This is a genomic window from Armatimonadia bacterium (genome assembly GCA_039679385.1).
Taxonomy (GTDB): domain Bacteria; phylum Armatimonadota; class Zipacnadia; order Zipacnadales; family JABUFB01; genus JAJFTQ01.
This window is the reverse complement of sequence record JBDKVB010000114.1, coordinates 1-22256: the sequence shown is the minus strand read 5'-3', so window position 1 is coordinate 22256 and position 22256 is coordinate 1. Positions and strand designations below refer to the sequence as shown.

At 65.0% G+C, this 22256-nt stretch carries 19 protein-coding genes; 4 read left to right on the top strand and 15 right to left on the bottom strand.

Annotated features, from left to right (window positions below; translation table 11 throughout):
• The 7 genes from ABFE16_13010 to ABFE16_12980 form a co-directional block, all read right to left on the bottom strand.
• Window positions 1-1727 (bottom strand): hypothetical protein (locus tag ABFE16_13010; protein MEN6346212.1); only part of this gene is annotated, 1727 nt, incomplete at its 3' end.
• 3 nt (window positions 1728-1730) lie between these two features.
• Entirely contained in the window at window positions 1731-2474 is a 744-nt protein-coding gene (locus ABFE16_13005; protein MEN6346211.1) for a SagB/ThcOx family dehydrogenase, read from the bottom strand.
• A 29-nt stretch (window positions 2475-2503) separates the two neighbouring features.
• Window positions 2504-3838, bottom strand: a complete 1335-nt coding sequence (gene glmU / locus ABFE16_13000) for a bifunctional sugar-1-phosphate nucleotidylyltransferase/acetyltransferase (protein ID MEN6346210.1) — start codon at window positions 3836-3838, stop codon at window positions 2504-2506.
• Window positions 3835-5310, bottom strand: a complete 1476-nt coding sequence (locus tag ABFE16_12995) for a hypothetical protein (protein ID MEN6346209.1) — start codon at window positions 5308-5310, stop codon at window positions 3835-3837. Before ABFE16_12995 ends, glmU begins: the two co-directional genes overlap by 4 nt.
• A gap of 214 nt (window positions 5311-5524) precedes the next feature.
• Window positions 5525-6640 carry a uroporphyrinogen decarboxylase family protein gene (locus tag ABFE16_12990; GenBank protein MEN6346208.1) on the bottom strand — a complete coding sequence of 372 codons (1116 nt, stop codon included), beginning with the start codon at window positions 6638-6640 and terminating at the stop codon, window positions 5525-5527.
• 104 nt (window positions 6641-6744) lie between these two features.
• Window positions 6745-6981 carry a hypothetical protein gene (locus ABFE16_12985; GenBank protein MEN6346207.1) on the bottom strand — a complete coding sequence of 79 codons (237 nt, stop codon included), beginning with the start codon at window positions 6979-6981 and terminating at the stop codon, window positions 6745-6747.
• Window positions 6982-7028: 47 nt separating this feature from the next.
• On the bottom strand, window positions 7029-10370 hold the full coding sequence (locus ABFE16_12980; GenBank protein ID MEN6346206.1) for a TIM-barrel domain-containing protein: 3342 nt from the start codon (window positions 10368-10370) through the stop codon (window positions 7029-7031).
• A gap of 259 nt (window positions 10371-10629) precedes the next feature.
• On the opposite strand from ABFE16_12980, the gene ABFE16_12975 reads away from it, so the two are divergent.
• Complete coding sequence (locus ABFE16_12975) at window positions 10630-11631, top strand: Gfo/Idh/MocA family oxidoreductase (protein ID MEN6346205.1); 1002 nt, start codon at window positions 10630-10632, stop codon at window positions 11629-11631.
• Between the two features lie 28 nt (window positions 11632-11659).
• Here ABFE16_12975 and ABFE16_12970 read toward each other — a convergent pair whose 3' ends face one another.
• The gene (locus tag ABFE16_12970; GenBank protein ID MEN6346204.1) at window positions 11660-12475 is read right to left on the bottom strand and encodes a M55 family metallopeptidase; all 816 of its coding nucleotides are present in this window, start codon (window positions 12473-12475) and stop codon (window positions 11660-11662) included.
• Window positions 12476-12803: 328 nt separating this feature from the next.
• On the opposite strand from ABFE16_12970, the gene ABFE16_12965 reads away from it, so the two are divergent.
• Together ABFE16_12965 and ABFE16_12960 are read left to right on the top strand one after the other, a co-directional pair.
• The gene (locus ABFE16_12965; GenBank protein ID MEN6346203.1) at window positions 12804-13013 is read left to right on the top strand and encodes a cold-shock protein; all 210 of its coding nucleotides are present in this window, start codon (window positions 12804-12806) and stop codon (window positions 13011-13013) included.
• Between the two features lie 263 nt (window positions 13014-13276).
• Window positions 13277-13711 (top strand): hypothetical protein, encoded by a 435-nt coding sequence (locus ABFE16_12960; GenBank protein MEN6346202.1) that lies wholly within the window; start codon window positions 13277-13279, stop codon window positions 13709-13711.
• A gap of 22 nt (window positions 13712-13733) precedes the next feature.
• Here the strand turns inward: ABFE16_12960 and ABFE16_12955 are convergent, their stop codons facing one another.
• Genes ABFE16_12955 through rodA form a run of 4 tightly spaced genes read right to left on the bottom strand, consistent with a single transcriptional unit; the run spans window position 13734 to window position 18907 of the window.
• The gene (locus tag ABFE16_12955; GenBank protein MEN6346201.1) at window positions 13734-14933 is read right to left on the bottom strand and encodes a C45 family peptidase; all 1200 of its coding nucleotides are present in this window, start codon (window positions 14931-14933) and stop codon (window positions 13734-13736) included.
• A gap of 26 nt (window positions 14934-14959) precedes the next feature.
• Window positions 14960-16735: a hypothetical protein gene (locus tag ABFE16_12950; GenBank protein ID MEN6346200.1), complete on the bottom strand. Its 1776-nt coding sequence runs from the start codon at window positions 16733-16735 to the stop codon at window positions 14960-14962.
• Window positions 16736-16741: 6 nt separating this feature from the next.
• On the bottom strand, window positions 16742-17719 hold the full coding sequence (locus ABFE16_12945; GenBank protein ID MEN6346199.1) for a hypothetical protein: 978 nt from the start codon (window positions 17717-17719) through the stop codon (window positions 16742-16744).
• 48 nt (window positions 17720-17767) lie between these two features.
• Entirely contained in the window at window positions 17768-18907 is a 1140-nt protein-coding gene (gene rodA, locus ABFE16_12940) for a rod shape-determining protein RodA (GenBank protein ID MEN6346198.1), read from the bottom strand.
• Between the two features lie 127 nt (window positions 18908-19034).
• Here rodA and ABFE16_12935 point away from each other — a divergent pair, with 127 nt between their 5' ends.
• The gene (locus ABFE16_12935) at window positions 19035-19853 is read left to right on the top strand and encodes an amidohydrolase family protein (protein ID MEN6346197.1); all 819 of its coding nucleotides are present in this window, start codon (window positions 19035-19037) and stop codon (window positions 19851-19853) included.
• Window positions 19854-19872: 19 nt separating this feature from the next.
• On the opposite strand, the gene ABFE16_12930 is transcribed toward ABFE16_12935, so the two are convergent.
• The 3 genes from ABFE16_12930 to rtcA all read right to left on the bottom strand — a co-directional run.
• On the bottom strand, window positions 19873-20766 hold the full coding sequence (locus tag ABFE16_12930; protein MEN6346196.1) for a sugar phosphate isomerase/epimerase family protein: 894 nt from the start codon (window positions 20764-20766) through the stop codon (window positions 19873-19875).
• A 78-nt stretch (window positions 20767-20844) separates the two neighbouring features.
• Window positions 20845-21282 carry a DUF1844 domain-containing protein gene (locus ABFE16_12925; protein ID MEN6346195.1) on the bottom strand — a complete coding sequence of 146 codons (438 nt, stop codon included), beginning with the start codon at window positions 21280-21282 and terminating at the stop codon, window positions 20845-20847.
• 49 nt (window positions 21283-21331) lie between these two features.
• The coding region (rtcA, locus tag ABFE16_12920; protein MEN6346194.1) for an RNA 3'-terminal phosphate cyclase at window positions 21332-22256 on the bottom strand (925 nt) is incomplete at its 5' end.

The following is a 22256-nucleotide window of genomic DNA, read 5'->3' as shown; positions in this document are numbered from 1 at the left end:
ACGCCTCCCGGCAGGTACAGCTTCGCCGGACGCAGGTCCGACAGCCGCAGGTACAGGGCCTCGAGATCCGGGTAGTACAGCCCGATCCACATCGCCTGATCGTAGAAGTACCCCACGGGCTCGAAGTCGCCATTCACGGGCGGCGACGGCGGCGCCTTGCGCAGCTCCTCCAGAACGTATCGCTTGTTGTAGGGGTCGAGGCGGTCGCGAGCGACGGAGAGGAACCCGGGTGCCCTCACGTGGCGCTGGTTGAGGCGACGGGCAAGCACCCGGTACCCGTCGTTGAGCGCCGACTCCTCGTCTCCGACTGCGACCGCAAGGGTGTCGTCTCCGGTCATGAAAGCCTTGCGCGGGAAGGCCGGCTTCGTGGCTTCGAGGATCGCCGTGTTCATCATCAGCAGCGACCGGCCGAAGTAGTGCCGAGTGGAGGACATCTCCCAGGCCAGCACACCGCCCGGGTTCAGCGCCGACTTTGCCTCGCCGAACCACTCCCGGGTGTAGAAGCGGTTGAGCATCGCCGTGGAAGGGTCCGGGAGCATGAGCAGGATCACATCGTACCTGGGTCGGAGCCCGGCGGCCGCTTGCTTGACGACCCGGCGACCGTCCTGCGTGAGTATCCTCACGTGCGGGTCGCCGAGGGCCTTGCGGTCCGCTCCCTGAACCCACTTCGCCGCGAATCGCAACAGGGCCGGGTCAAGCTCCGAGTAGTCGACTGCCTCCGGCCGGTGCTTCAGGACCTCCTGAAGGCCGCCGGTCGCCCCGCCGCCGATCAGTAGGACCCGTCGGGGTGCGAGGTGCTGGAGCATGGCGAACTGCACGAACTCCTGCACCCGCGGCAGCGCCGGTGACAGACCCGTAGGCGTCCCGTTCTCGTAGAACACGACGCCCTCCTTGCCCTGTCTCGCGACGGCGACGTGTCCGTAGAGGGAGCTGACCTGGTCGACAATCTCCCGGTTCTGCCAACGCAAGGTCGAGGACCAGGGCTGCAGCGGGAAGGCCAGGCCCAGACCGGCGGCGAGGACCAGACCCAGAGCGACAAGCCAGCCGGTCCGCACCGCCCGAGCCGACTGTGCGAGGCACACAACGCACGCATACAGCAAAGCGCAGGCGACCGACACAACGAGGAAGGGGCTGAGCACCGTCACGGCGACCCAGCCAAGCAGAACACCGCCGAGCAGGTGGCCCACGGAGTCCAGAGCGTAAGCGCGTCCGGAAGCACCGGCCTGCGATCGCACGGCCGACTGGTAGAGGCGCAGGCTGAGAGTGAACAGCATGCCCGCCAGCAGAGCGGGGAGAAGCGCCGTGCCGCAGCTGACGAGCACCCGGTGGAAGGGGCCCAGCATCTCGCCCGGCTGAGCTGCCAGGTAGACCGTGAACCGCCGCTCCAGCCTGGCATTCTGGGCGAAGACCTGCGCGAGCTTCATGGGCACCGCGCAGGCCAGCACGGGGTAGACGCGTGCGAAGACTATCGCGACAAAGGAAGCGGGGAGAAGTAGCGCGGCTGTTGTGAGCACAGCCCGCAGGTCCCCGGCCGCGTCGGCAGCCGCTCTGCGGCCGACGAGTGCAGCGCCCAGGGCACCGGCCAGCAGCCAGGCAGACAACATCAGCCCCAGGGCAATCTCGTTGCCGAAGCAGGTCAGGAGGAGCTCTCGGATGAGCAGGACCTGGAGCACCCCTGCGGCAAAGCCGGAAGTGACGAGAAGAGCGGAGAGGTGACGGAGACTCATTCGCTATCGCGGCGAGCCGACGGCGGCCAGATACACAATCGTCTCTGCTACGCCGTCGAGGCCGAACAGACCGTTGATCTCGTCGTCGAGGAACGCGCCGATGTTGCAGCTCCCCAGTCCCAGTGCTTCGGCGGCGAGCTGGAGCTGCCCCCCAAGGTGGCCGGCATCCAGGTAGACATAGCGATAGGCGCGGTCGCCGTAGCGCTGTGCGCAGCGCGAGACGACCGCACCCCAGGCGAAGACTACTTGAGCTGTGGCGCAGAAGCCCTGGTCAAGGCATGCCTCGGCACAGGCCTGGCCGAAGTCACCCTCGACCAGCAGGTGCAACTGATGGTGGCGGAGGTCGTAGTGGGCGATGCCCGGTCCGACGCCCTCCACTCGGTTGAGGACGAGATAGGTCTCGTTCGGGTACAGGGCGCCTGCGGAGGCCGTGGCGCGGAGCAGGCCTCCGCCCTCTTTCGACGTGACGCCCTGCGTGGCCCACAAGAGCTGCGAAAGCGTCTTCAGAGCCACCGGTGCGTCACTGAAGTGCCGCCGTGAGCGCCGGTGCGCAATGGCCGCCCACAACTCACCGCCCGTCTGCTCTGGCTCGGGAAGGTCGACGACGGCCACCGGCGTCTCGTAGCGCTTGAAGGGTGGCGTCTTCTTCGCCCACGGACAGGGCTTCGGGCCTCTGACACGATCGTACTTCGTGTCGAACTGGAAGCCCGGCCCGATCCCCTCAGGTCTGCGGTCACGTTCCGACATGTTGGCCCCCCGAACCGGATGGGTGGCGTCTACTTCTTGGGCATGTACCTGAGCAGGTTCTCCCGCAATTCCTCGCTCGACTGCGGTCCCATGGCAACCGGGTTGTCGCGGATCTCCACGGAGTCCTTGCGCTGCAGGGCGATCTTGTTCGGGCCGAGGTCACTGGCCATCAGAACCCCGGGGCCGACAATCGACTGCGGGCCGATCTTCACACCGGGCATCAGCGTGGCATTGCTCCCGGTCTTGCAGTTGTCGGCCATGATCGCGCCCAGCTTGTTGCAGCCCGAGTCCATCTTGCCCTTCCCCAGCACATCGACGAAGATGTTGCGCTCATCGAAGCGCAGGTTGGCGGTGATGGTGCCGGCGCCCAGCGAGCAGTTGTCACCAATGACCGAGTCGCCGACGTAGGAGGAGTGCGTCCAGCAGTTGTCGCCGATGATCGAGTACTTGACCTCGGTGCCATAGCCGATGACCGAGCCGGTGCCGATCGACGACGAGCCACGCACCAGGCTGTTGTTGCCGATGACCACGTTGTCTCCGATGTAGCAGGGGCCCTTGACGGTGGCATGCTCGAGGATGCGCACGTTCTCCCCGATGTAGATGTGGTCGCCCTCGATCGCAGCATGGGGCGAGATCTGCGCCGTCGGTGCCGTGTACGACTGCAGCTTGCTGAGGAAGTGCTCGTTGAGACGCAGCAAGTCCCACGGGAGCTTGTAGGAGCCGAAGAAGCTGTCGTAGGTGACAGCGCGGACGTCCTTGTTGTCCTCGATCATCTTCTGCACAGCCTGCTCGTACTGCGAATCTCCCGGCGGGACCTTGCGGATGTAGTCGAAGATGTCCGGCGACAGCATGTAGACGCCGATGACGGCGTTGTTCGAAGGCTCCTGGCCCTTGTCCGGCTTCTCGACGATCCCGGCAACGCGGTCGCCGTTGAGGCTGAGGATGCCGAACTTCCAGGTCTCCTCGACAGGCTGGCAGGCGAAAACGATCTCGGAGTTGATCGCGACCGGGAGCATCTTCTTGACCAGGCCGGGGTCGAACACGTCGTCGCCGTTGACTACCAGGAACCGCTCGCCATTGACGGCCTCCTCGGCCGCCAGGAGCGCATCCGCCATTCCCTTCGGCTGGTCCTGGATGACGTAGCTCATGGCCACGCCGTGGCTCTCGGTCCCGAAGAACTCGAGGATCTGCTCCGAGTTGTGCCCCACGACGACGACCGCTTCATTGATCTCTGCCGCCGCAAGTTCCTCGACGACGTACTCCATCAGTGGGTGGTTCAGAAGCTTGAACATGGGCTTCGGCTTGTTGACCGCCAGGGGGAACACTCGCTGGCCGGTGCCGGCGGAGAGGATGACTGCTTTCATCGCAGGGCCTCCTGTACGAAGCCGACGCCCATCGCCACGAGTTGGTCGAGGCGGTCCTGGGAGAAGGCTTCGGCGTTTACTTTCATGTAGGGCGAGGTGCCGCTGGGACGGACCAGGAGCCATCCGTCCTCCCAGTCCACACGCACGCCATCCAGGGTGATGACCTTTCCGTCGAGTTGCGTCATCTGCGCCGCGATCTTCCCCATGGTATCCCTCTTGCGGTCCTCGAGGCAGTCGATGCGGCGATCCGCAGCGTAGACGGCAGGCTGAAGGGAGAACGCCTGGCGAAGCGAGTTGATGTCGCGGCGTGCCAGCATGAGGGTCGCGGGGTACACGGTCTCGGAGAAGAACCCGGCACGCGGGAGGATGTAATGGCCGCACTCCTCCGTGCCCATGGCAGCCCCTCGGGCCTTCACTGTCGCAGCGACATAGACATCCCCGACGACGGTTCGCCAGAGCGTTCCGCCGACCTTGCGGATGGCATCCTCAACGAAGCGTCCGGTCTCGACGGAGGCGATCACCTCCTTGGAGGCGGAATCCTCAAGCACGATCTGGGCGATGCTCGCGTTGCCGATCTGGAAGCCGAGGAAGCCCTCTCGGTCGAGGAAGACAAGCCGGTCATTGTCGCCGTCGAAGCAGAAGCCGGCATCGGCCTGTTGCTCGCGCAAGAAGGCAATGGTGTTGCCAAGGGTCTTGGGCATGGGCTCGGGATCGCGGTCGCACTTCTCTAGGTCCGGCTCGCAGTTGTACTCCAGGACCTCGTGCCCCTGTGCGCGCAGGAAAGCCGGAAGGTGCAGCGAGTTCGGACCACAGGCGCAGTCGACTACGAGTCGGAGCTTGCGGGCCGGAGGCGGACAGATCTCGGCCAGACACCGGAAGAACTCCTGCGCACCGTCGCGTTCCGTGACGGTGCCGGTGGTTGTGGCGCTCACAGCGGGAGGGTTGAAGTACCTCTCGGCAATGGCCTCCTGGTCGGCGCACATGCCCTCGGCGTTGCAGAACTTGAACCCATTGTACTCGGGTGGATTGTGGCTGGCGGTGACCATGACGCCGGCATCGAAGCCAAGCTCGCGCGTCAGGAAGTACAGCCCGGGGGTTGAAACGACGCCCATCGTGGTGACATCAAGGCCGCCGCGAATAAGCTCGGCCACGAGCTGCTCTTGCAGCATCGGACCGCTACGGCGGGTATCGCGGCCGACACAGACCTTCGCGCCCGCACCGAGGTGCTGAGCGAAGGCTCGCGACAGCCGACCGACGGTCTCTTCCGTGATCGTCTCGCCCACAATACCGCGCACACCGCACGACCCGAATAGACCGCTACAGAAGCTCTGTGACAAGGTCTTGATCCCTCCAAAGTGGCACCGGGGTCGGCCCCGTGGTTCCTCCAACAGACTGCAGGCAGGCCGGGTCTGAGAGTACCCCCTTCCGCACGACTGAGAAGGGACACTGGCGGCGGTGCACGGCGACAACACGTCTGTCGGCTCCTCCCGTGAGCCCCGGGGGCGCCACGGGTTGCGGGCATGCAGAAACGGGGACGCCCCGGGCCGGATGCACGCTACACATACAGCAAGCCTGGGGCGTTTTCGAAGGTAGCTTAGTGGATAGGTGACCGGGTGTCAAGTCGCGGTTCGACGTCGTCAGACGCATGGCCGACGAACAAAGGTACGTGATGCGACGGCCCGGTTCTCAGCGGTCGAGGACGCCGTGCTCCTCGACCAACTCCGACACAAGACGCACGCGCTCGATGACCCCATCCGGCGGTACCTGGTCGCAGACGCAGAGCATGAACTTGCCGTCGTGCTTGTAGCGACGCAGGCACTCCAGGACGATGTCGATGAGCGCCTGCTCGGGATACAGTGGCGAGAAGAAGGCGGCCGGAACGCCTCCCCACAGGATCAGGTCCGGCCCCGCGACCTGGCGCATCTCGGAAACCGGCACATCACCCACCGGCGCCGGGGTGAGCGACTGGGCACAGTCGACTCCGGTGGCTGCGAGCGGCTTGAGGATGTTGCGGAAGGCGCCGTCCACATGGACGAAGATGAACTTGCCCGCGGCATGGAGTTGGGGCACGCGCTGCGCGTAGAAGGGCCGGTAGTAGCGGTCAAAGAGCGAAGGGCTGACGACCTCGCCGGTGATGTTCTCCCCGAAGTAGACCAGGGGCGCCGGGGCCTGCGCACAGGCCTCGTAGATGGGGTCCTCGGCCTCGTGCATCCTCCAGAGGGTGCGCTCGACCTCCTCCGGGCAGTCCGCAAGGGCATAGGACGTGTTGGTGACGCCGGCCCAGATCACGATCAGGTGCGCCATGGGGCTGCGAGGAGGAACACTGCTCGGCAGGCCCCAGTCCTTCCAGAACTCAAGCGCCTCCTCCTCCGGGCCGAAGTTGGGCGTCACCTTGAGGTGCTCATACATCCAGCGGAGAGTGCGCAGGTCCTCCTGGCCGGCGACGGGGTACTTGCGGTAGGCCCAGGTGGCGGCCTGCGGCTCGTACTGCTTGATCTGCGTCAGACTGCCGACCGGCGTGTGCCACTGTGTCCGCTGGAGCTGCACGCCGCCTTCCTCATAGGTCTCGACGGTTGTCTCGGTCCCCTCGAACTCCTGACGCCAGGGGTTGAAGAGAGCGTGCTCATGGCACCCGGCACGCAGGTCTGTGTACATCCGGCGGACGCCGTCGCCACGCCAGGCTTCCGGCAGCCTGTCCCAGACTCTCTGGGCGTTGTACCAGTAGGTGAGGTCGGCGTGCCAGGGGATCACGTCCGGCTGCTTGCCCTGGAAGACGGCCAGCAGACGCTCATTCGGTGTCATGGAGTCCCTCGTTGGTCAGTACAGGAGCGGCGAGTAGTCTGGTGGGCTTGCCACCGTCCGGGCAGGATCCTCAGCGAGGGCCTGCCCGGACGGCAACAGGGAGGCTACTTGATCTTCTCCGGCTTACACAGGTACTCCGGGCTGACGGCCGTGCGGCCGCAGGAGTTGCAGATGTAGGCCACCTGGGGAAGCTTGCCCGAGCACATGTGGCGCTCGTTGACGATCATCGAGCCGCACCAGTCGCACTTCTCCGCTTCGTGATCCACGGGGGTGCACAGATGTCCCGCTGCGCAGGCCGCGCCTCCACAGGTTGGGCAGGAATGCTTGTGTTCTGAAGCCATATCGTCAGTCTTCCTTTCCTTCGAGAGGGTCTAGGGAGAGCAGGCCCCTAGAGGCTCAAGGTGCTCTTTAGGCCCGGGACCGGCTTGCCGTCCGGCCCGGTCACCTGAAGGTACAGGCCCCACTGGCCGCCCTCGTTGGCGACTTTGAGGAGCACGGTGTTGACGCCCTGATTGAGATGCACCGGGATCTTGTCCTGGCCTGGCTCAGGTGCCCTGGGTTCCGGGTGATCGAGCTTGAGTTCCCCGTTCAGCCAGAGCTTGCAACCGTCGTCGGTTCCCACCGACAGAAGGACGTCCTTCGCCTCGTCGGCCAGGAGGTAGGCCACTGCATAGGCTACCACATGATCCTTGGGTTTGAACAGCTTCTCCAGGTTAACGAAGACGGCTGGGTCACTATCAGGAGAGGGCAGAGTCCATGAGGTCGTCTGCCACTTGGCCAGGCCGCCTTCGCCGGGATAGCTCTTGCCGAGGTCCACGTGCTGCTCCGGCGGGTAGACGGTGGCGAGCCCCTTGCTACCGGCATTGGGGAAGGGCCCGATCAGGTGCCACTGCTGTACGAAGCTGCAGTCGAAGCCGGAGCACGCAAGGATGGGTACTGCCACGCCGTTCCAGTCGAGGGTGAAGCAGGCACCGGTCTCGAGCAGGCCCAGGGGAACAGGCCCCTTCACGTCCGGGGCTCTGAGTGTGTAGCTCAGAGTACCCGCGCCCGTCTGCGCGAAGCTGCCGAGATCGGCTACCACCGGGCCGACCAGATCGGCCTTGACGCGCTCCGAGGGAGCTGCGACCAGCAGTGACCCCGGCATCGGGTAGGCGGAGGCTACGAGTGAACGCACCTGGTACTGGCCGGACGCGGGCACAGTGGTCAGCCGTGAGGTTGCGCTGACTCCGGCCAGGGCTTGCAGGACCGGCGTTCTGCTGTCCTGCGGAACCTCGCCGAGAGCAGTCCAGGCCTGACGGAAGGCCTCGGTGGTCGCCTCGATGGCAGGACCGGTCTCAGCGCCCTCGCGGACTTGGGCAATCGCGGCGTCGGCCAGGCTGAGTGCTTTGCGCAGGGAATCCAGCGCCGCCTCCGGCACATGGGCATCCGAGGCCAGCCGCACGGCGGCATCGGCACAGGCACGCATGGCCGTCAACTGCGTCCGGGCTGCTGTGGAATCCGACGGTGATATGCCCTCGATGGTGATCTCCAGCGCGGTCTTGGGGGTGACCTTCTCCGGGAGGTGGAGGGACATCGTCTCTGTCTTCGCGTCGTAGTCCCACCACTCACCGGGGCGCATGGGAGCGGCCGGCCGGAAGCCGATCTTGCGATCGTTGCAGGTCACCGAGAGCGGGCGTGCAGTGCCGTGGAGCAGCACATCATAGGCACGAGCGTCCGCAGCTCCGGCGAAGCTCCCGCGGCGAGGTCCGAGGGTCAGACGTGCCCTTGAGCCCTGCTCGGAGTAGCGTAGGGGCGTGGTTGTGAACCCGTCCTGCTGGTATGCCAGCGTCAGGCCGTCGTCCTCATACAGGTCGAGCTTCCCGTCGGCTCCCGTCCAGACGTGGATCGTGAGCGGGTCCGGCTGCATCTGGCCCTGGTAGCTCATGTCGGGCTGCATCGGCAGGATGGCCCCGGCCCGGGCGAACATGGGACAGCGGTCGAGCGGTGCCCGGTAGGTCATGCGCCGTGGCCCCTGGTAGAGCTCGCCGGTCCAGTAGTCCCACCAGTAACCGGGCGGAAGCCAGAGCTCCTTGAGGCTCGTACCGCCATCCGTCTTTGTAGCCACGGGTGCCACGAGCAGGCTCGGCCCGAGCATGTACTCGTAGTCGTACTCGTAGGATTCTGCGAGCTGTGGCCAGTGCATGTAGAGTGCCCGACACAGCGGCATCCCGGTGTCGTAGACCTCGCGCTGGCAGGTGTTGAAGTAGGGGAAGAGACGCTGCCGAAGCTGGAAGTAGTCGCGGACGATCCGCTGGGCGTCCTCCCCGTACTCCCAGGGCTCGCGAATACCGTGAGCGCTGTGGAGACGGTTCACGGGGCTGAGCGACCCGAACTGGCACCAGCGGACGTACAGCTCGGGGTCGAGACGGTTGCCCAGGAACCCGCCGATGTCATGCGACCAGTAGGGGAGGGCAACGTTCCCGGCCCGGGCAGTGAAGCGCACCTCGTAGTTGAGCACGTCCCATTCCGAGTGGACGTCGCCGGAGAAGCCCGCCGGATAGCGGTGCTGGCCCAGGCCCCCATAGCGGCTGAAGGTGAGTGATCGCTGACCGGTGCGGCGCCCGGTGCCGTCGAAGTAGGTCTTGGCGCACCACATCGAGCTGTCGAGACCCTTCATGCGCGAAGGGGCCGCGCCGTCGATCCACCAGAAGTCGATGCCGATGCGCTCCAGTGGCCAGTGCACCGCCTCCACAAAGGCCCGGTTGCTCTTCTGGTCGGCGAGGTTCCAGCCGAGTGGCTGCTTCAGTGCATCGCCGGTGACGCCTGCCATCTTCGCTGCGTCCACATGGTGGGAATCCTCGACCGGCAGTGGAGTGCCCGGGTGGTTGTTGGCCGTCACCTGCACGCCCTGCTCGTGAACCCACCTGAGGAAGCCCTCGGGATCGGGGAAGAGCTTCTCGTTCCAGTCGTAGCCTTCCCAGCCGTACTTGTGCCAGTCCACATCGATGACCAACACGTCGAGCGGGATGTCCAGCTCGCGAAACTTGGTCACGATTGCCTTCTCCTCGGCATCCGTGAAGGCCCAATAGCGTGAGTACCAGGTCCCCCAGGCATACCGCGGCAGCATGGGAATCCGGCCGCAGAGCGTGACGTACTCCTGCAGCAGGTGGCCGTACTGCTGTCCGTAGGCGAAGAAGTACCAGTCGGTCGCACGCGGATCCGGGCGCTCCTTCAGCCACTGCTCTTCACCCAGCCACAGCGGCCGCTGGGAGTCGTCGAGAACGGTCCATCCCTCGCGACTGAGCAGGCCGTTTCCTAAGGGTGGCAGATTCCCGCGACCAATGCCATCAAGGGCACCGCGGGTTCCCAGGAGGTTAGCGGTGTCTTGACGACCGGGACGCCACGTACCGCCTGCGCCGCCGGTCTTCCATGAGATCATCAGGTTGGACTCGTCGAAGGGCAACCGACCCTCCAGCCAGCGGAGTTCGAGCGCTGAGGTGCGAAGCACGAGCCACTCGTCCTCGATGGTCACCCGGAATTGGCTGGTCGGCCAGTTGCGGTTCACGGCAAGGACCGAGGGATCGTCGACGAAGGTGCCGGTCGGCGAGGTCTCGAGGCGGATCAGCGTCGGCGTCAACACGCTGAAGCGGACCTGCCCCGACACGACCTTGTTGCCGTCGATGCTGTAGGCGGCGAAGGCGGACTGGACGATGCAACCCGCAAGGAGAACGACCCACAGGACCTTACGCATGGCGTTTGCCTCCTGCAGCACCGGATGAGACGCAGTGTTGTGCTACTTCCGCGGGACCTGCCGCCGCACCTGCCACCGGCCCCACACATACGAAAAGGGCCAGACCCGAAGGTCTGGCCCCTGGGAACCTTGAAGGCGTCTGTGCGCCGGACTTCGCAGAAGGCGGTGCCAAAGACTCGAGGCGATACGCCGCTGGAAGGTGCCTTTGGCCCGGTGGGGAAGAGGAACCGCATTCCCCGCAGCCACGAGGTGATCTGACATGGCCTCTCCGACTTCAGGCAAGCGACCATCACGCAAGCGACGAGTACGAGTCGCGATGGTCGGCGCCGGCGCAATGGCAAACCGCGTTCACTATCCCTCCCTGGCCTCCTTCAAGGACGTCAAGATCGCGGCACTGTGCGACCTCGACGAGGAACGGCTCAAGGCGACGGGCGACAAGTACGAGATCGAGCGTCGGTACGTCGACTACCAGAAGATGATCGAGGACGTGGCGCCGGACGCGGTCTACGCGATCGGTCCGCCCCACGATATGTACGACGTGTGGACCTGGTGCCTGCAGCACGGGCTGAACCTGTACATCGAGAAACCGATGGGAATCACGTTGCACGAGGCCCAGGCGCTGGCCTATCTGGCCGCCGAGAAGTCCTGCATCACCCAGGTGAGCTTCCAGCGGCGGACCTGTCCGATGGTCGTGAAGCTGCGTGAGGAGTGCCTGAAGCGCGGCCCGATGACCCACGGCGTCTGCACCTTCTACAAGTGCGAAGCCAAGCCTTTCCTGGGTGCGCGCGACCACATGATGGACGACGGGGTCCATGCGATTGATACGCTGCGCTGGATCTGTGGGGGCGAGGTGGTCCGGATACACAGTGTCACGCGCAGAGTGCAGGTGCCGGACATCAACTTCATCACCGCGATGCTCGAGTTCGACAACGGCGCGACCGGGGTCATGATGAACAGCTGGACCAGTGGCCGCCGCATCTTCAAGGTCGAGATGCACGCTCCCGGGATCTGCGCAGAGGCAGAGCATGAGGGCAAAGGGCACCTATACGCGGACGGCGACACACAGGGAGTAGAGTTCGATACCCAGGAGGAGGCCGGGAGTGCCGAGTTCCACGTCTACGGCGGCTTCGAGGCCAAGAACCGCGAGTTCATCGACGCCGTGAAGGCAGGCACCCAGCCGCCCTCGCATTTTGGGGATGCGGTGAAGACGATGGAAGTTGCCGTGCGGATCCTCGCGCAGTCCCTGCTTGCGAGCGGGTAGGCCCGGCAGGGACTGCTGCCGGTCGCGCCTACTCGTCCTTGAGCGGCTCCCACTGCAGCGGAGTCGCGAGCAGCTCGAGGAGGTCCTTGGCCCGAGCGCGCCCGATCTTGCGGGGCTCTTCCTCGGTGGCTCGCAGGACCATCTCACGCTCATAGGGCGGCTCAAGCCAGAAGGGCTGAATCTCGGAGGCACGGGTGAGGGCCGCCCGGGCACGATCGCGAATCAGCTCGCGGGCACGGGTCGGGTGCAGGTGGATCGCACCGCCGTTGAAGCGGCTGTTCTGCTCAGTCGTGAGCCCCTCCGCGGAGCCCCGTCGTAGTCCCTGTTTGACCGCCGCGGTCTCGATGTTGGGCACCAGGGCCCGAGCTTCCGCAGCCGCCGCCTCGTCACCGCACACGAGAACGGTGGGCACGTGGAAGTACGCGCAGAAGAGCATATTGACGCCCATCTCCCCGACGGACACCCCGTTGATGGTCTCGTTCTCGACCGAAAAGGACCCGGTGTGGCACAGGTGACCACCGTCGGTGTTCGCCTTGGCGTGCTGCCCGACCATGAGCGCGACGTCGAAGCTGTCATCGCAGCCGAAGGGGTAGCCGAGAGGGCGCCCGAACAGCAGCTTCGCCTCAGGGTGCAGGAGCAGAGGGTTGATCGCGCCGTGGCCATGTCCGTCTACGACGAGGACCTCGGTCGCCCCGGCATCGAGGCAGCCTTGCACCGCTGCACTCGTCTCCAGTGTGACAAGCTCCCGGGCATACTCGTACCAGCGGTGTTCGGGTGCGCCATAGTCATGCCAACTGGGGATTCCGGCACAGCCTTCGAGGTCAGTCATGATATAGGTCTTCACGTATCCGTGCCTCCTGTCGCATATGGCGTTTTGTGAAAGGTCGCGGCCGTTTGGCCTGACGATGCTGAAGATATACTAAAGACGGTATGTCATCACATGGTGGAAGTAAGGAGATGCACAGAAACCTGTTGACAGTCTCTCGCCGATCGTGCTATTTTCGCCCTTGGGACAGGTAGCACTTATGTGTTACGCTGTGCTCAGGTCTACTGACCGAAGGGTCAGCACGGTGTGAGGCAGCATGCGAAACCAGTCCGGTTCTGATGGCATTGTCCGTTTGACTTGCCGGTTCAGAAGGCGCGCTGGTTCGGGCGGAGAGGAGGTGTAGCACGTGGAGACCGGCAAAGTCAAGTGGTTCAATGACCAGAAGGGCTATGGGTTCATCGAACGCGACGGCGGGGGAGAGGACGTCTTCGTCCACTACTCCGGCATCCTCGGCGACGGCTATCGCTCGCTGGAGGAGGGAGTTCGTGTCGAGTTCGAGGTGGTCCAAGACCCCAAGGGCCCCCGAGCCGACCAGGTCAAGGTTCTCGCTGAATAGATAACGTCTAGACAATCCGACCTTCGCCAAAGACCCCGGCTTAGCATCGGCCGGGGTCTTTGGCGACAGCCGGTTGTCAGCTTCTCACCGCGCTTCAGAGCGCGAGCTGTGACGTCCCTTGGAACCGGCAAGGAGTGGGCGCTGTTGACAACGAAGGAAGGCCACAGGGACGGTCCCGGCGGTCTGCCTTCGACGCCAAGACAGGGACCGACGCACGAGACAGGCTTGAAACATGCCGTCCTGACAGGAAGGGGTGTCCACGTATGAGAAGCGTAGCGGGTCTGATGGTGATCCTGGCTCTTGGCCTGGCGACCTCCGGCTACTGCCAGATGGATGAGCTGGGCGATCTGGGACTCGGCGGCCTGGGTGGCGGAGGCGGTCTGGGGCTGCTCGGTGCTCTTGGCGGACTGGGTGCCGTGGGTGGGCTGTCGTCGGGAGCCGCAGCTCCGCAGGTAGTTGTGAACCAGCCGGTCGCGCTCATCAGCGACGGGTGCTTGTTCGTGATCTTCCAGGGGCACATCACCAAGTACGACTGCAAGACCCTGGCGAAGCTGGCTGAGACGACGTACCCGGTTGCCGCGGGGGCAACCTCGACCCTAGGCGGCTCTTCGACGGGACCTCAGCTTCTCCAGAGCCAGCCAACAACAACCAAGCCGCCGCTGGTTCCGGGTGCGAAGCCTTCGACGGGTCCGAAGTAGGGCACGGCGTCGGCAGCGCAGCTCAGTTGTCGCTGACGATCCCTTGGTGTGTCATGGCGAAGCGCCGGTAGGCCTGGTCGGCCGCCGGGACCTTGCCCATGGAGAGCCGGAAGGTAAGGCGCTGCGGGAATAGCAGTGCGCTCTGGAGGTTGATTGAGCGGATCGGCACTCCCTCGGCGGCAGCGAAGTTCATGCTGTCGTCGATCAGCCCGAAGTTGGTGCGTATGAGCTTCGCCAGCAACTGGTCTCGCGAGAGCCAGTAGCCGCCGAAGCTGTCGTCTTCCAGAAGGTCCTGAGACTCCGTCCGAGGCCCGGCCTCAGACCCAGCGTCGCCCTCGAACCCCGCAAGCGTCGTGACCTGCCCCAGTAGGCGGAAGGAGTTGTCGGCGCAGACATAGCCCTTGTGTGCCCAGCGGACGGCGACCTTGTCGTGGTCGAACTCCACGATCGCGGCTGCAGGTGGGTTACCTCCCGCGATCAGCAGGTTGGTGCCACAGGCGCGCGGAGTCTCCTGGACGATGCGAACGCCCTCCTCGACGGTTCGCGCATACTGGGCCACCTTGCGAATCATGAAGCAGGTGGACAGCCCCTCGATGGTATCCTTCCCACCATAGGCCGTGTTGTTTGCGCACACAATCCCGGCTGAGTTCATCGCGGTCCAGCCGTTGATGATGCCGCACCACGAGACGGTCATGAAGGGGAGACCGGTCGACGGGGTGTAGTGCAGGATGCAGCCTGCATACCGGGACACGCCGTGATCCCAGAAGTCCATGTTACGCCCCACGATGCACTCCCCCGAACGCGTCGCCGGACCGAGAGCAGCATAGGTCGTGCACCGCTGACCCCGCTGGATGTCGCCGAAGAGCTGCAGGGCAACGAGGTCCAGGTAGCGCAGGCCGGTGTCCCGGGCCAGAGCCTTCAGCTCTGCGCGCCACTCTTCGGGCAGGTAGCGCTCCATGACGGCTGCTCCGCGCATCATGGGCTCATACTTCGCACCGGCGGCTTCGCCCTCAAGGAGGACCTCCTTGACCACGCGCTTCACAAGACGACCGGCAAGGCGGGCCTGCTGGTGGCCGAGTTGCTCCCCGTCACCCGCAAGGTGCAGGACCAGATAGCCGTTGACATGGGAGGCCTTCCCGGCGGGGTAGGGAGCCTCGGAAGCACCGGCACACGCGGACAGGGTGAGGACCAGCAGCAGAGCGGTTAGGGGCTGACGGCGCATGACGGTCGGCTCCTGTGACGACGAACTCACGGCGCAGGGGTCTGCTCGGGCTGCTTGGGCGCGGGAGTATGGGAGGAGAAGGTGAGGCCGAAGAGCTCGATCGGTCCCGGCGAGAGAGATAGGACCTTCATTTCGTGCCAGCCGTCCGCGAGTTCGCCCAGGTCCAGCGGCGTCTTGTCGGGGCCCATCACGAGTCCCTGACCGTCGGTGGTCACAGCGAGCTTCGCAGCCCCCGGGCCGTTGTGGGCGAGAGTGACGGTCCACTTGCCCGCCGGCAGGTAGACGCGCAAGACGGCGTAGCCGTCCTGTCCCAGGACGACGGACTCGCGACGCACAGCTCCCTCACGCAGCGGCTGGGAGAGCTTGCTGGTCACGGGGTTCAGCGACCCGGCGTCAAGGCTCAGCGGGTGACCTGCAGTGACCTTGGCGACGATACGACGGTAGGCCGCCACGATGTCCGCCGGTGTCGTGCCGGTGGTCTCGCGCAGTGTGGCGGCGAGGAAGGGCCGGCCGTGAGCGGCCTGCACCCACAGGCAGAAGCCCGCGAAGAGCTCCGAGGCGTCTTTGCCCTGGAAGGACTCCGGCGGCTGGGAGAGCCAGGCATTGAGCGGCAGTCGGCAGTTGCGAACCAGGTAACCGTCGGCGGCAACATGGTCGGAGCCCCACAGGCTGTCCAGGGCCTCGCTAGCGGCCTCGCTCGGCCAGCGGTCACCCGCGACGTTGCCGGCCTCCTCCATCAGCCACTGCATGAACAGCCTCTCGCCGAGCGCACCATTCGCCCACTGATCGTCGCCCTCGAAGGGACCGATCTGCGGCAGGAACAGGTGTCCGGCCTCGTGGCAGACCTCACGCAGCCACTCGACACCGTCTCGCCCGTTGCCCACCTTGAAGAAGAAGACCTTGCCGTCAACCTCTTCGGCGCCGGTAGGACCCTCCTCGGTCAGGTAGACGCGGATTGGCAGGCCCTCAGCATTGACGCGGTCCAGCCCCAGGTACTCCTGCGCGTAGACATGGGTGCGCAGAAAGACCTGCAGGATGTGGGCTGCGAGCGGTGAGTAGTCCTTGCCCGAGCTGAGGATGGTTGAGGAGGGGTAGCCCAGTACCCAGCGAGTTCGCAGAACCTCGCCGCCCGGGTCATCAAGCATCCCGTAGGCAAGGCGGTTATACATGGTGCTGGTGGCGTTGCCGATCGAAGTGGGCAGAGGAACCCAGGGAGCCGGTTTGCCGCTGGTCAGCTCCTCGGGGAACAGCAGCGACGTCGTGTAGGCGAAGTAGCGCTCCGGCTCGCCGCTGAAACGGAACTCGCGACTCAGTCGGCAGCTATCGACGCTGGCAGAGACCGGGAGGCACTTGAGGTACGACACAGGACACTCGCGCAAGAACCTGCCTCGGTAGACCAGGCGGTGAATCATCGTCTCGGCGTCGGCCTGCTTGGGATCGAGGTTGGTCAGCACGTGAGCGCACAGCTCGAAGGCCTCTTCCTTGCGGTCCACGGACCCATAGAGCGAGGCCAGACGCAGCATCGGCACCGCCTCACGGGGCGCATCCTTGACCGCTTGAAGCAGAACCTTCTCCGCCTCGTCCTTCTTGCCGTCGGCGAGGAGTTGCTCGGCCTGCTTGAGTTGGTCGGAGGTAGTGGCTTTCGGTGCCTGTGGGGCAGCGACCTGCGGAGTATCGGTCTTCGGCGGCGTCGGCGCAGTCGGGGCTTCGTCAGCGACTGCATACCAGCACAGCGCCAGGAGCAGGGCCAGACAGGCCCGGGCAAGACCGGAGCACGAAGAGGATCCGGGGACAGCGGTCAACTGCCGTCACTCCTCAGTCGTCTCGTGACACTGGATGCGCTCCACCATTTCGTCAACCAGGCCCACGTGGTCACGGTCAAGGAAGGCCTCAACATAGAAGATACGGTTCGAGTCAGGGCAGTGCCAGGTGCGTGCCAAAAAGCGGTCGGCATAGACCTTGCCGGTGCAGTGCGCGACGAAGCACTGGACGCGCTGAGCCAGCGAGAGCCCAGAAGTGCCGACGGTGGCAAAAGCCTCGTGTCCATGGAGCTCGACCTTCTCAGGCTCGGCCGCTTCATGCTTGCGGAAGGTCTTCGCCATCTGCTCGCCGACCCAGTCGTGCAGGTTCTTCTTCTTGAGCGCGATGCCGGCCATGCCCCAGCGTGCGACTTTGATCCGTTCCGTCTCCAGCGCGAATTCGAGTTCGATCAGGCCGGCCATCAGCTTCTGCGTGGTGAGCTTGAACTCGGCGGGAATCCAGCAGGCGAACCCGTAGGCCGCCCAAAGCGCCCAGCCGTCGGTCGGATGGTCGGTGATGCTCAGGAGCACCGAGGCAGCGAATTCCTGGGCATCGGCGGCGTCCATTTCTGCAGGCACGGTGACCTGCGCGATCATGGTTCGCCCACAGTCCTTGCACAGCCACGCAGCACCATAGGCCTCGACCTCGCCCTTCCAGTGGAAGCAGCGCAGAGCCGACTTCTTCCGGCGGCGACGGCTCATGAGCTTGATGTCGGGGTCGAGCTTGATCTCGGGCTGCTTGTGCTTCTTGCGCGCCTTCTCGATGTCGGAGAAGTAGTTGCGGACGACCTTGTCGAGGTCGACAAAGCCCTGTTCCGTGGCCCACTTGATCTCGAGACGGGCCTGGGTGTCATCATCGAAGCGGACATAGCCCTGCTTGGTGTCGCCGCTGATCGCCCCGATGTTCCAGTCGTCGGGGATCTCGACGGTAACGCCCTGCCAGCCTGCGATGACGTAGTTGGGTTCGTTGCGGTTTGCTTTAGGCATAGGTGATGAGGTAGGCGTGATGGGCTGCCTCGGCGGAGCAAGGCACGATCAAAAGACAATCTTGTGGCGCCGCATGTAGATATTCTCGAGCAGCCCGACGCAGATCATGTTGGTTACAAGGTTACTTCCCCCGTAGCTGAGGAAGGGCAGGGGCATCCCTTTGACGGGCATCAGCCCGATGGTCATGCCGATGTTCACGATGACGTGGATCCCGAACAGGGCGGCAATGCCGCACGCCATGAGTCTCCCCAGCGAGTCCCGGGCATGCGAGGCGATGTAGAACGTCCGCCATAGTAGGGCGGCGAACAGGGCCATCGTGACCATGCAGCCTACGAAACCGAGCTCCTCACCGACGGTCGTGAAGATGAAGTCGGTCTCCTGGTCCGGGACGAAGTTGAGCTGCGTCTGCTTGCCCCGGAACAGCCCCTGGCCCCACAGGTTCCCGGAGCCGATGGCGATCATCGACTGGCGTAACTGCCACCCGGCGCCGGTGGGATCCTCCTCCGGTGCCAAAAAGGCCGTCAGTCGGGCCTTCTGGTGCGGCCGTATCACCCCGACGTTCCAGGCCGCCCCGAAGAGTAGAACTGCAGCCAGGACGAAGGCTCCCAGGTGTCGGACCCGCGCCCCGGCCACGAAGAGCATCGTCAGCCAGATGAACATGATGACCGTCGGCGTCCCCAGGTCAGGCTGCAGGAAGATCAGGCCCGCGGGAACCAGCGAGAAGACCAGGGAGCGCGAGACCAGTGACAGTGTGTCAACCTCGTCCTCCCGCTGCACAAGAAAGAGGCCGAGGGCGATGATGACCGCAACCTTGGCCAGCTCCGACGGCTGGATCTTGACAGGTCCGAAGCCAATCCAGCGCACCGTGCCGCGGATGGTGGCCGACTCCGGCGTGACCTTCGCGATGAGGAGCACAACACACAGGAGGAAGACCGCCGCACCCATTATCGGCAGGGCCATGGCGCCGATGCGCTCGTAGTCGATGCCGATGACAACCGCCATGGCGACGAGGCTGACCAGGAGCCACACGACCTGCAGCCGCACCTTGTCGAAGGGCGAATCGCCTGCATTCAGCAGCGCCGCGCGAGTGCTGCTGTAGATCATCAGTAGCCCGCCAACGAGGAGGACACCGACGATAAGCAGAAGCACGGGGTCGCCCTGGCTGAGCAACCGACGCTGATGAAGCATGGAGCTGAGTATACCACAATCCCTTCGGGGCCGAAAGCTCACCAGGCGTCGCTTTGGCGAAGGTCTGGAGGGGCTCAGCAGCGAATCCCTCCGCACGCCAACACTTCGAAGGATGAGGTGACGCACCGTGCGCATCTGGGACTGTCATTCACATTGCCGGGGCGACGAGACGGGCGAGGACGTGTTGCGCCAGATGGACAAGGCGGGCATCGAGCGCCTCTGCCTGTTCAGCAAGTACCCCGGAACACGCGGGCAGGGGGAGTTCCACCGTGACGACCTGCGAGCTGCGGCCGACCATATCGGGAAGGTGCAGGCGGCCGATCCCTCGCGCATCTACGGGTTGCTGTGGGCTGAGCCCCGGGCACCGGGCATTGTGGAGGAGATCGACTATGCCGTGAACCAGTGGGGGCTGCGCGGCGTGAAGATGATCCCGGACCACTGGTACCCGTGTGACGATGCCGTCATGCCCGTCTACACCAAGATGCAGGAGCTGGGCAAGCCGATCCAGTTCCACTCAGGCATCCTGTACGGTTTCGCCGACAGCTCGCGCTTCTGCCGCCCGGTGTTCTACGAGGCGCTGGTGAACTTCCCGGGGCTGCGCTTCTCCCTGGCCCATATCAGTTGGCCCTGGGTCGACGAGTGCATCGCCGTCTATGGACGCTTCCGGGCTGCCGCAGGCTATCAGAGCGACAAGATCCAGATGTGGGTCGACACCTGCCGGGGCACCCCGGACGCCTGGCGTGAAGAGGCCCTGCGCAAAGCCGTGGCCTTCTGCGGAATGGAGCATGTGATGTTCGGCATCGACGGCCACCCGGGATCGCTGGCAGAGAACGCCCCGGTTCACGTGGGCAAGGACCTGGCCATCCTCCGCAACCTGATGGGGCTGAGCGAGGCGCAGGTCGAGATGTTCTTCTGGGGCGCAGCCGAGAACTTCTACGGCGGCTAGCAGGCGACCCGACACCGACCTAGATGAAGTCGTTCGTTCGGCACCACTGCAGGAAGCGGGTGGCGCAGGCATCGAGGTGACTCATGCTCCCGCCACCCCGCAGCGGCGAGCACATCTCGTAGGCGACGGGGCCGTCATAGCCGCCCTCTTGAAGGCCACGGAGGAAGCTGGCGCTGTCGATGTCGCCTTCTCCCATGGGAACCGCGCGAGCCAGGTCGGGCTCAACCCGGCGGTAGTTGACCAGGTTCGGCTCATAGTGGAATCTTGGCAGGCGCACGTAGTCGGCGAGGGTCGTGTACACAACCTGGGGAGCCAGCTCGCAGGCGGTCTGGTAGAGGTCCTCGCCGCGCAGAGCCGGTGACCAGGGATCGAGCATCAGGCGGCAGTTCGGGCAGTCAATGTCCTGGAGCAACTCCAGCAGGGCACGGCTGTGCACTGCCACGTCATGATGGTTCTGGATGCCCAGCGTAACGCCCAAAGGCTCGACTCGACGGCAGGCCTCGCGGAGTGCGTCGCAGGTGCGGTTCCAGGCTTGAGCGGGTGTCATGCCCGGTCGCTCATAGCCGGTGAAGACCCGCACGAGGTGGCAGCCCAGCTCCTCGGCGAGGCGACTCAGCGTCTCGATATAGGCGATCTGCATCTCCACGAAGGGCACTTCGGCCGCCTCGGCACCACCGCAGAAGTCGGTGTAGGCGGCGACGCAGGCGACCTCCACCTCCGACTTCTCACAGATGGCTCGCAACTCGCGTACCCGGCTCAGAGGGTAGTCGAGGGGAGACAGGTGCGGACGCTTGGCGGTCAGTTCGACGGCCCCGTACCCCAACTCGGCGGCGTGCGGGATGAACTCCTCCAGCGAGAGTTGGGCCTGACCCCAGAGTCCGGCGTAGCTGACTGAGAAGAGTACGGGCTGCATCTGACCTGCCTCCCCTGCGTGTTGCGGGTGATGTCCGCGCGAGCCTCGCGGGCCCGAAGCGGTCTCGCCGTACAGCGCCTAGCCCGCGATGCGCACGAAGTTCATGCGCAGGTTCGTCAGCAGAGCTTCCATCTCGCGCTTCTCGGAGACGTCGAGGTCCGGGCCGAGCTTGTCGATCAGGTACCCCAACACGTCGATGGCCAGCCGCGCTTCGGGCAGGTTCGTTGCGGTCTCCTTGCCGGGAGCGGCATGGATGCCGAGGGCAATCCACGCCTGCTCGACCAGGAGCGTGGTCGAGAAGCGCAGGATGCCGTTGACGCCGATTTCGGCGAGGGTCTGAGGTTGCTCACCAGTGGGCTCGGCCGCAGGCGGCTGCTCCTGTGAAGCAGCCGGTGGAGCCTCCTCGGCCGCAGCTTCCTGGGCGGGAGCCTCGGACTGCCCGGCCTCCTCGTGGACCGCGCGCTTGTCGACCTTCGTGTAGGTTTCGTCCTCGTTGGGGCGTTCGTTGTCGGCCATGTGGTGTCGCCTCCAAAGTCGCCGTTGGTGGATGGCCGCCGGCTTGGTGTCAGACGGGCTGGTGCCCGGTTCCTGTCACATGGATGTGTACCGGTGCATCGCCGGAGAACTCGATGTGGACCGGCAGAAACTGGCTGATGACCCAGGCATTCGTGCGCTGGTGCTCCGTAGCGTCTTCGGCAAGGAGCACGCTGTCTCCTGCGGCCAGCGCGAGATAGGGAAGCAGTTGGTCCGCCAGGTGCAGGTCAAGGGCTGCGCCTGTCTTGTGGAAGTCGGCGAAGGCCTCACCGGCCTCTTCGCCCACTCGCTCAGCAGGCTTATCTCGTTGACCGAGAACACTACAGGCAGCGAAGCCGTTCCCAAAGCTTGCTCCAACACACAGACAAGTGCCCGGACCGCCTGAGGGACGTTCGCGCTGAACCCTGACCGAAGGTGCGAGGCCGTCTGGCAGGACCCGCAGCGCTCCCTGCACCTGGCGATCCACAATATGCTCGGGCAGGTTCTGCGATACGGTGCTGAACACCGTGAGACTGCGCAAGTCTCCGCGCTCTTCGAGCACCAGCGGCTTGAGCGGCTCCGACCTAGGTGTGAGGTCGACCTGGAGCTCACCGCCGCCAGCCGGGTACCAGCCGCCCGCAAGCCTTCGGACCGACACCTGCACACCGGCACGTCGGAGCGCCGGTACGAAGGCGGTCTGCAGGTACTCGTAGGAGGGGCTCCAGGGGACGTCGGTGCCGCCCTTCAGGATCAGTCGCGTCGGACCGCCGGCGAACAATAGCGGCGGCAAAACAGCCTGCAGGACCAACGTAACCGACCCGGCACTGGGCTGCACGTCGCACACGTCGAAGTGGTAGGTCCCGGCTCGGACCGCACCCGGCGTGAAGTGCACCTCAGAGCTGCCGATCTCATCACCCCAGACGGTCGCGCGGCAGATCGCAGCGGCAGCACGGACGCAGGTCACGTGCTGTGCAGCG

Excerpts from the sequence above, each read along its gene's own strand:
- ABFE16_12985 (MEN6346207.1), bottom strand. The coding sequence starts at position 6,981 with ATGGCTTCAGAACACAAGCATTCCTGCCCAACCTGTGGAGGCGCGGCC.
- ABFE16_12980 (MEN6346206.1), bottom strand. The coding sequence starts at position 10,370 with ATGCGTAAGGTCCTGTGGGTCGTTCTCCTTGCGGGTTGCATCGTCCAG.
- ABFE16_12930 (MEN6346196.1), bottom strand. The coding sequence starts at position 20,766 with ATGCAGCCCGTACTCTTCTCAGTCAGCTACGCCGGACTCTGGGGTCAG.
- ABFE16_12975 (MEN6346205.1), top strand. The coding sequence starts at position 10,630 with ATGGCCTCTCCGACTTCAGGCAAGCGACCATCACGCAAGCGACGAGTA.
- ABFE16_12925 (MEN6346195.1), bottom strand. The coding sequence starts at position 21,282 with ATGGCCGACAACGAACGCCCCAACGAGGACGAAACCTACACGAAGGTC.
- ABFE16_12960 (MEN6346202.1), top strand. The coding sequence starts at position 13,277 with ATGAGAAGCGTAGCGGGTCTGATGGTGATCCTGGCTCTTGGCCTGGCG.
- ABFE16_12990 (MEN6346208.1), bottom strand. The coding sequence starts at position 6,640 with ATGACACCGAATGAGCGTCTGCTGGCCGTCTTCCAGGGCAAGCAGCCG.
- glmU (MEN6346210.1), bottom strand. The coding sequence starts at position 3,838 with ATGAAAGCAGTCATCCTCTCCGCCGGCACCGGCCAGCGAGTGTTCCCC.
- ABFE16_13005 (MEN6346211.1), bottom strand. The coding sequence starts at position 2,474 with ATGTCGGAACGTGACCGCAGACCTGAGGGGATCGGGCCGGGCTTCCAG.
- rodA (MEN6346198.1), bottom strand. The coding sequence starts at position 18,907 with ATGCTTCATCAGCGTCGGTTGCTCAGCCAGGGCGACCCCGTGCTTCTG.
- ABFE16_12945 (MEN6346199.1), bottom strand. The coding sequence starts at position 17,719 with ATGCCTAAAGCAAACCGCAACGAACCCAACTACGTCATCGCAGGCTGG.
- ABFE16_12955 (MEN6346201.1), bottom strand. The coding sequence starts at position 14,933 with ATGCGCCGTCAGCCCCTAACCGCTCTGCTGCTGGTCCTCACCCTGTCC.